This window comes from Streptomyces anandii JCM 4720 (assembly GCF_014650655.1).
Taxonomy (GTDB): domain Bacteria; phylum Actinomycetota; class Actinomycetes; order Streptomycetales; family Streptomycetaceae; genus Streptomyces; species Streptomyces anandii.
Genome location: NZ_BMVJ01000007.1, coordinates 236789 through 240847, shown reverse-complemented (window position 1 = coordinate 240847; position 4059 = coordinate 236789). Strand labels below are relative to the sequence as shown.

Sequence of the window (4059 nt, the reverse complement as noted above, 5' to 3'; positions counted from 1 at the left end):
GTCCTTCCTTGATCCGTGCTTCAACCTCGTGCGCGATCAAGAGGGCGATGGTTGGACGGTGCCCGCATATCTCAAATAGATCCTGCCCGAACCTAGCATAGGCGTTTGGCGCCGCGCGTTCCGCAATCCGTTGACTGACGGCACGAAGGTGACTTATATCGTCACATATGGAAACAGGTTCGAATATCTTGCGGAGCTCACTGCGAACAGGCGTAGGCGCTCTTCTCAGCCACCCTGGGCGAGCTGACGCTAGGACCCCTACTCGAACTCCGTAGCGCTCGGCAGTCTCTAGAACGTTTCGTCGGATAGCGGTGAGGTCAACCCCGGCTAGTAGTTGCTCGTTAAGATTATCCAGAATGACGATTGCCGGGGTTGTATCACGAAGCACTGCCCCTGCGATATCTGGAATTATTACATCTGTGCCTTGTGCCACTACGTGGAAGACCCGCCAGCCGCGGTCTACTGCTAGCTCGGCGACCTCAATGCAAGTGCGGGTCTTGCCCGCACCGGCGCCGCCACTCAGCAAAATTCCGCCGTGCGAAGATTTTTCGAGGCTGTTAAGTAGGTTTGATGGACTTGATGGATGACCACTAGGAGCTAGAAACGGCAAGGTTCCCGAAGTCAGGTTGAGTTCAAAATCAGCCAATCGCTCAACATAAGTCCTGTGTGATATCACAGAATTCCACAGCGACCCAGCTTCGCTTGGCCTTCTTTCGAGCAGATACCAGAAGTTCTCGTCTGGCGCAGAAGTCAAGCGGGTCGCTTCTGCGTATCTGCTGCCAGCAGAGGGCAATGACTGGGAAACCACCCCTACCAAAAGCCAATCATCCGCGGTAAATACGGCTGCACCTGATACCCCCTTCCAGTCGGGGTCAGCGTTAGGGGGCACTGCGGTAGTGACATTCAACGCAATAAGTCCCGGATTTTTGATTGTGGACCCAAGCTGAATCGTACCCTCAAATTCGACGCTTTGCCGCCGGCCTTGGCGTTCTGCGAAACGGGGAAATCCAATGGCCCGAAATTCGACCTGGCCCGCATGCGAGGGAAGTTCTCCCGGCAAGACAGGCGGCAGATCATCGTTTTCTGGCGGATCGCAAATGCGTAGCAGCGCGACGTCAAATCCTCTGTCGCCAAGCCATACTACCTCGGCGGCGAAGGACTCACCTCTAGACGGTACCCATACGGTTACGGAAAGCCCTTGCGAAAGTCCGTGCGCCGCTGTCATAACCAGTTCCTTGGTTACGCGATATCCAGACGCGTAAGATATTTCGGAATGGTCAGGCCGCGCTTGATATGTTACCTCGGCCACACGGTCAGGGAGGGGATGCATTTCGTTCTTCCCTTATGGCGGAGTGGTTTCTATCTGGTCGGATGTGTACACAGGCTCGTTGGCCGCCGTCGCAGCCTGGAGGTGAAGTCTCAAAGTATGGGTTCTCGTAGAGGCTAGTGACCCCTTGCCTTCCGCTGAGACAACCCAGTAGCGAACTTTGCCGCCGACTTCCGCCGACTTGCCGATTACCACCTGAACTTCTAGATCAACCGAGTCCAGCCGAAAACGGATTGGAGATGTTTCCGAGCCGGTCATGGCCTCAAGCAATTCATTCCGAAGAGCGCTGATTGCATCGACAAGCCCGATCTCCACTGCGGCTCTCCTAGATAGCTCTCAGTAGCCATTCTGTATGCCGTTTCAATTCCATTAGAACACTGCCCTAGGCGCTCGGCTACTGCAGCGGGACCGAGCGACGACCAGCAAGCACACTGTGGTCGTGACTGTCGATGCAATGGGCATTTGGACCGACGATGTCGAGGATCCGCCCGTCGGCTCTGGCGCTCCGTCGGCCACGTACTTGCCAGATCGCGGACCTATCAGGGTTACCGGTGCGCAGACGCGTGGTCCTCAGACGTCATAGCGGGCGCATCGTCTGCGGGCTCAGGTGACGCCACGTTCCAACGCGGGTGTTCAGGGCCGCACCACAAGCGCACCAGTTCGAGCGGGGAACAGTGGGGAACCACGGTGAAAGCGCCGAGCCGACGAGGCCGTGTCCCAAACCGTTCGCCCAGGTCAGCCCCAGACGGGTCCCGAAGTGCCCCAGCTTCCCAAGCTGAGGGCTCCGGCCGTCCTCACGGGCCGGCCGATACCGCTTGCTCTGGTTGACGACACACACCGATGGCGTGGCTGAGGCTGGTGGGGGTGCAGCGAGGCACACGCGTGCGTGGTCGGCTGGCGCACCCACCATCGTGGCTGACTGTCGTTGGCTGAGGTTCGTGCCATTGCCGTGCCAGATGCAGGGGTCAGCCACGGTCAGCGGGGTGTCTCCCAGTCGAGTTACCGGAAGCTTGACCAGGTATCGAAGTCCCAGGTCAGTGGCCTCACTCCCCAGCCTCTCTCCTAAAGTGGTTGTCCGGCCCGCTCACCGATCCCACACACGCTGGAACTCTTCGGCCGGGATGGCCTCCAGCGGATCCTCTTCAGGATCGATCGCTTGGTCTGTCAGGCCGCCGTGCTCGTCCTCCAGGCGCTCCCAGCTGTACCGGTGGAGTTGACCGACCGAAGTCAGCTCGGCTTGCTTGATGACGATCAACTCGCCGCGGTCGGGTACCGCCTCGATGTACCAGAGGCCACCGTCCTCATCAGCGTGGCGGAAGTGGTGCCGCACAGTGGCGTCCTCATCGAGTGCTCGGAAGTACGCCACCGTCTCTGCTTGGATGCGCTCCAGGTCAACCACGAGCCCATCGTGCCAGTGAGCGCACGCAGTCGCGCCGTTCTGACATCTACGAGTGACATCAACGCCGCCAGACGCCAGCACTCCTAGGCGGTCTGGCACGGCCAGCGTGGCCAGGCGGCTCCCCGGCGGTGCCGAGCAGTGATCGAACTCCTAAAGCGGTGCTCACAGAGGCTGTGGCCGACGGCAGTGACGGCATTTCTGACAACAGCGGACAGCAGTGGCACTCGACAGCCGAGCGCGGTACTGGCGTAGCGCCAGATCTACGACTCGCCTGTCCGAATCCAGCTTCGTACCGGTTCGGGATGACTTATATCCGTGTAACTGGGCTTGGTGCGGCCCGGTGAGTTCGGACCGCTTCCCACAGGCTTCGGCCCAGCCTGGCGCTTCGGGTCACGCCGCTAGGCTTGCCCCATCACGACGCACCCAGTACCGGAGGACTCCAAGTGACGCCGACCGCCGCCAAGCCCGGCCTCCCGGCGCGTCGCGAGCACTGGTTCCAGCCGCGCCGGTCCGGATTCCGATGGGAGCAGGAGGGCCTTGAGCACGTGCGGCAGCTGATGCCGAACGCCGAGCCGTACCGGGCGTGGGCGACGTTCCGGTTCACCGGTGTCACCGGGCGGGTCAACGAGTGCGATCTGTTGATCGCCGTACCCGGCGGTGTCTACCTGCTGGAGCTCAAGGGACACCCGGGCCGGGTGGTGAACCATGGGGACACCTGGCAGTTCCACGGCGACCGGGTGCGGACGCTGCGTAACCCGCTACACCTCACCGACCTCAAGGCCAAGGAGCTCAAGGCACAGCTGGAGCGGGCCGCGCACGCGGCGGGCATCCCCGAGGCGAAGATCCCCTTCATCAAGCCGGCGGTCTTCCTGCACGACCCCGACCTGGTGAGCGAGCTGGACGAGTTCCAGCGCGCGTCGGTCTACGGACGCAACGGCGGTACGAGCGGTCTGCCCGGCATCTGGGACGGCCTGCTCGGGCTGCCGCCGGAGCGGGAGAGCTGGCGGGTCACCCCGCAGGACAGCCAGCGGCTCGAAATGCTGATGAAGCGCATCGGAATCAGCCACTCCACCAGTCACCTGCGCTTCGGGGACGACTGGCGGCTCGCGCCGCGCGCCCTCGACGCGGGCCCTGGCTGGGAGGACCGGCTCGCGGTACGCGACGACGGCCTGGTCAAGGAGAGCGGCAGGGTCCGCATCTATCTGTCGGGCCAGGAGGCGTCGGCCGAGCAGCGCGGCCGGGTGGACCGGGCGGCCCTGCGCGAGTACCAGGTGCTGCAGGGCATCAACCACCGCGGCATCGTCCAGGCCGTCCAGATCCGTGAGCACCAGGG

The 4059-nt window shown here is 62.2% G+C and carries 4 protein-coding genes and 1 pseudogene; 1 reads left to right on the top strand and 4 read right to left on the bottom strand.

The genetic code is table 11. From position 1 onward, the window contains the following. The 4 genes and pseudogenes from IE249_RS37380 to IE249_RS15475 all read right to left on the bottom strand — a co-directional run. The coding region (locus IE249_RS37380) for a P-loop NTPase family protein (protein ID WP_229858541.1) at nt 1-754 on the bottom strand (754 nt) is incomplete at its 3' end. Between the two features lie 63 nt (nt 755-817). Next, nucleotides 818-1330, bottom strand: a pseudogene (locus tag IE249_RS40360) (S1 family peptidase); the annotation flags it as partial. 12 nt (nt 1331-1342) lie between these two features. After that, on the bottom strand, nt 1343-1642 hold the full coding sequence (locus tag IE249_RS40025; protein ID WP_373304391.1) for a trypco2 family protein: 300 nt from the start codon (nt 1640-1642) through the stop codon (nt 1343-1345). Between the two features lie 769 nt (nt 1643-2411). After that, complete coding sequence (locus IE249_RS15475; protein WP_189705395.1) at nt 2412-2726, bottom strand: hypothetical protein; 315 nt, start codon at nt 2724-2726, stop codon at nt 2412-2414. Nucleotides 2727-3169: 443 nt separating this feature from the next. Here IE249_RS15475 and IE249_RS37375 point away from each other — a divergent pair. Next, a partial coding sequence (locus IE249_RS37375; protein WP_229858540.1) for an NERD domain-containing protein occupies nt 3170-4059 on the top strand: 890 nt, incomplete at its 3' end.